This window comes from Actinomadura spongiicola, assembly GCF_003432485.1.
Taxonomy (GTDB): Bacteria; Actinomycetota; Actinomycetes; order Streptosporangiales; family Streptosporangiaceae; genus Spirillospora; species Spirillospora spongiicola.
Window position 1 is genome coordinate 1 of sequence record NZ_QVNQ01000024.1, and the last position, 4,472, is coordinate 4,472.

Consider the following 4,472-nt stretch of genomic DNA (forward strand, 5'->3'; position numbering starts at 1 on the left):
GGTGTCGTAGAGTTCGCGGCCCATGCCGTGTTGTTGGGCGCCTTGGCCGGTGAACAGGAACGCGGTCTTCCCGGTCCGGACCTTTTCGTGGATGAGGTTGTTGGTGAGGGCGTGGCGGAGGTCGTCGGTTGTGGTGCCGATGGCGGCGGCGCGGTGGTCGAAGTGGGTGCGGGTGGTGGCCAGCGTGCGCGCGACTTCCGCGGGGCTCAGCTCGGAATTGGCTTCGGTGAGGTCGAGCAGTTGCTTCACCCGAGCCTGGAGGGCTGATTCCGACTTCGCGGAGATCACCCAGGGCACGGGAGCACTGTTCTGCTCGGCGGGCTCGGTCGAGTCTGCTGCGGGTGGCTGTTCGAGGATGATGTGGGCGTTGGTGCCGCTGATCCCGAACGAGGACACCCCCGCCCGGCGGGGATGGCCGGTCTCCGGCCAGGTGACCGGCTCGGTCAGCAGTGACACCGCGCCCCGCGTCCAGTCGACATGTTCGGAAGGTGTGTCGGCGTGCAGGGTTTGCGGCAGGACGCCGTGCCGCATGGCCTCGATCATCTTGATGATGCCCGCGACGCCCGCGGCGGCCTGGGTGTGCCCGATGTTTGACTTGATCGAGCCCAGCCACAAGGGACGGTCTTCGGGACGGTCCTGCCCGTAGGTGTTGATCAAAGCCTGGGCCTCGATCGGATCGCCCAGGGTCGTACCCGTGCCGTGGGCCTCGATGGCGTCAACGTCCGTGGGTGTCAACCGGGCGGCGGCCAGCGCCTCACCGATGACCCGCTCCTGAGCGGGGCCGTTGGGTGCGCTCAACCCGTTGCTCGCGCCGTCCTGGTTCACCGCGCTGCCGCGTACGATCGCGAGCACCTGGTGCCCGTTGCGACGCGCGTCCGAAAGGCGTTCGAGGAGCAGCAGACCCGCGCCCTCGGACCAGGTGAGGCCGTCGGCCGCCGCGCTGAAGGACTTGCAGCGGCCATCGAAGGCGAGTCCGCGTTGCCGACTGAACTCGGTGAACACGGTCGGCGTCGCCATCACCGTGACACCGCCCGCGAGAGCAAGGTCGCATTCACCGTTGCGCAGCGCCTGCAGGGCCAGGTGTGTCGCCACCAAGGATGATGAGCAGGCGGTGTTGACGCTCACGGCCGGGCCTTCGAGGCCGAAGGTGTAGGACACGCGGCCCGAGGCGACGCTACCGGCGCTGCCCATGGTCACGTAGCCTTCGAATCCTTCCGGTGCCCGGGACAACCGGGACCCGTAGTCGTCGAACATCACCCCGGTGAAGACTCCGGTGCGGCTGCCGCGTAGGGCGGCCGGGGAGAGACCCGCGCGTTCGAAGGTCTCCCAGGCGGTCTCGAGGAGAAGCCGCTGCTGGGGGTCCATGGCGAGGGCCTCGCGCGGGCTGATGCCGAAGAAGTCGGCGTCGAACTCGTCGGCGTCGTGCAGGAAGCCGCCCTTGGTGACGTAGGTCTTCCAGGGACGTTCCGGGTCGGGGTCGTACAGCGCGTCCAGGTCCCAGCCACGGTTGTCGGGGAAGTCGGTGATCGCGTCGACGCCTTCGGAGACCAACCGCCAGAGATCCTCGGGGGTTCGCACGCCTCCGGGGTAGCGGCACGACATGCCGACGATCGCGATCGGATCGTCGTCCACCGCCCCCAGTGGTGCCGTTGCCGTGACCTTGGACGTCTGGGTGCCCAGCGCCTCGGCCAGCAGGAAGTCGGCGAGGGCGGTCACGGTCGGATGGTCGAAGACGAGAGTTGCGGGCAGCCTCAGCCCGGTCGCGGAATTGAGCCGGTTGCGCAGCTCGACGGCCGTCAGCGAATCGAAGCCGAGCTCGTTGAGCGCCCGATCCGGGTCGATGGTGCCGGGTGTGGCATGACCGAGCACCTCCGCGACCTGCATGCTCACCAGCTCCGCTGTCGCCTGGTGGCGCTCGGCCGCCGACATCCCCGCCATGCTCTGTGCCCAGGTCGCGGAAGAAGCGTCCTCGACGGTCGCCGCCGCGGAGCGTCGTGTGCGGACGAGGCCGCTGAGCAAGGACGGTAGGGTCCCGGACTCGGCGCGTGCGCGCAGGGCCGCCATGTCCAGGCGAACAGGTATCGGGTTGGCGTGACCGGCGGCGAGGGCGGCGTCGAACAAGGTCAACGCGTCCTCGACCGAGATGGGACTGAGCCCGGTGCGGCGGATACGTGCGAGATCGGTGTCGGCGAGTCCCTCGGTCATGCCACCGCCGCTCTGAAGCCACAGTCCCCAGGCGATGGATGTGGCGGGGAGGTTGTTGGTGTGGCGGTGGTGGGCGAGTGCGTCGAGGTAGGTGTTGGCGGCGGCGTAGTTGGCTTGTCCGGGGTTGCCGAGGGTGCCGGCGGCGGAGGAGAACAGGATGAACGCGGCCAGGTCGTGGTCTTGGGTGAGTTGGTGGAGGTTCCAGGCGGCGTCGACCTTGGGTCGGAGCACGGTGTGGAGTTGCTCGGGCCGTAGGGCGGTGATGGTGGCGTCGTCCAGGATTCCGGCGGCGTGGATGACGGCGGTCAGTTGGATGCCGTCGAGTAGGTCTGCTAGGGCGTTGGGGTCGGTGGTGTCGCAGGCGGTGATGGTGATGTTGGCGCCGAGTTGGGTGAGTTCGGTGGCGAGGTCGTGGGCGCCGGGTGCGTCGAGGCCGCGGCGGCTGGTGAGGAGGAGGTTGCGGGCGCCGTGCCTGGTGATCAGGTGGCGGGCGATGAGGGCGCCGAGGGTCCCGGTACCGCCGGTGATCAGGACGGTGCCGTCGGGGTCGAGGACGGGCGTTTGCCGCTCACTGGTGGTGGGGGTGAGGCGGGGCGCGTGGAGGGTGTGGTTGCGGATGGCGAGTTGGGGTTCGCCGGTGGCCAGGGCTGCGATTATCAGGTCTTTGTTGTCGGGGTGGTCGGTGTCGATGAGGGTGATCTGCTCGGGGTGCTCGTTTTGTGCGGTGCGCAGTAGGCCCCAGGTCGCTGCGGCGGGCAGGTCGTGGATGGGTTCACCGGGGGTGGTGGCGATGGCGTGGTGGGTGAGGATGACCAGGTGGGTGTGGGGGTTGTTTTGGATGAGGGTGAGGGCTTGTTCGGTGAGGGCGTGGACGTGTTCAGGCTCGTGGGGGCCTTCGCCCTCGGCGCGCAAGGTGACGATCTCCGGCTCGGACGCGTCGCCGTCGGTGGTGGTCGGGGTGGGGATCTCCACCCACTCCACCTGATAAAGCGGGTCGCGTTGCGTTTGGCTGGGCTGGAGCTGATCCGGAGCGATCGGGCGGAGAGTGAGCCTTTCGACCGCCGCGACTGGTTCTCCCGCCGTATCAGCGAGCGTCAGGGCGAACGTGTTCTGGCCGGTCGACGTGACCTTGGCGCGTACGGTGGTCGCACCCGTTGCGTGGAGCCGAACCCCGGTCCATGCAAATGGCAGACCGATTTCTCCCGTGCCGATCGCGGACATCGCCATCGGATGCATCACCGCGTCCAGAAGCGCCGGGTGAAGGCCGTAGCCCGTAGCCGGTGTGTCATTGGACAGGCGGACCTCGACGTAAAGGTCTTCGCCGCTTCGCCAAGCAGCACGCAGGCCCTGGAACGCAGGCCCATAGTGGTAACCCGCTTCGGACAACTGCTCATAGAGATCGGCGAGGTCGATCGGGTCCGCGTTGGTGGGAGGCCAGACCTTGGACACTTCCGCGCTGGCCGCCGTCGATGTCGCCGCAGTGAGTATGCCGGTGGCGTGCCGGGTCCACGGCCGGTCGCCTTCCACCCCTTCGGATTGTGAGTACACACTCAGCGCATACCTTCCGGCCTCTCCGGTCGGGGCCACGGCGACCTGGAGGGCCACAGCACCTGAGGAGGGGAGGACCAGCGGAGTCTCCAGGGTGAGTTCCTCGACGTGGTCGAGTTCGGCCGTGTGGGCGGCGTGCAGCGCCAACTCGACGAAGGCGGTTCCGGGAAGCAGAACGGTGTCCGCGATGGTGTGGTCGGCCAACCATGCGTGAGTACCACGGGAGATCCGTGCCGTGAAGAGAAGGCCTTCGCCGTCCGCAGGTTCGACGGTGGCGCCCAACAGCGGATGGTCGGCCGCGATCAACCCGAGATCGGTTGCGTCGGTGGCCTCCGATCGAGGCGTCACCCAATAGCGCTCGCGTTGGAAGGGGTAGGTGGGCAGGTCGATGATCGGGGCTTGGGGGAGGGCGGTGTCCCAGTTGACGGGGATGCCTTGGGTGTGTGCGGTGGCCAGGGCGGTGACGGTGGTGTGGGTTTCTGGTTGGTTGCGGCGTAGGAGCGGGATGCCGGGTTGGTCGGTGAGTGCGGACAGGACCGCGTCGGGTCCGAGTTCTAGGTAGGTGGTGACGTCGTGTTCGGTCAGAGTGGTGGCGCCCGCGTGGAAGTTGACGGGTTCGCGGATGAGGCGTGTCCAGTAGCCGGGTGAGGTGAGCTGTTCGACGGTGGCTACGGTCCCGGTCAGGTTGGACACGATCGGGATCGTCGGCGGATGGAACT

1 protein-coding gene is annotated in these 4,472 nt (G+C 68.0%); it reads right to left on the minus strand.

Features of this window, described 5'->3' with window-relative positions; translation table 11 throughout:
- Positions 1-4,446 (minus strand): type I polyketide synthase (locus D0T12_RS37225; protein WP_158581742.1); only part of this gene is annotated, 4,446 nt, incomplete at its 3' end.
- Between the last annotated feature and the right edge of the window lie 26 nt (positions 4,447-4,472).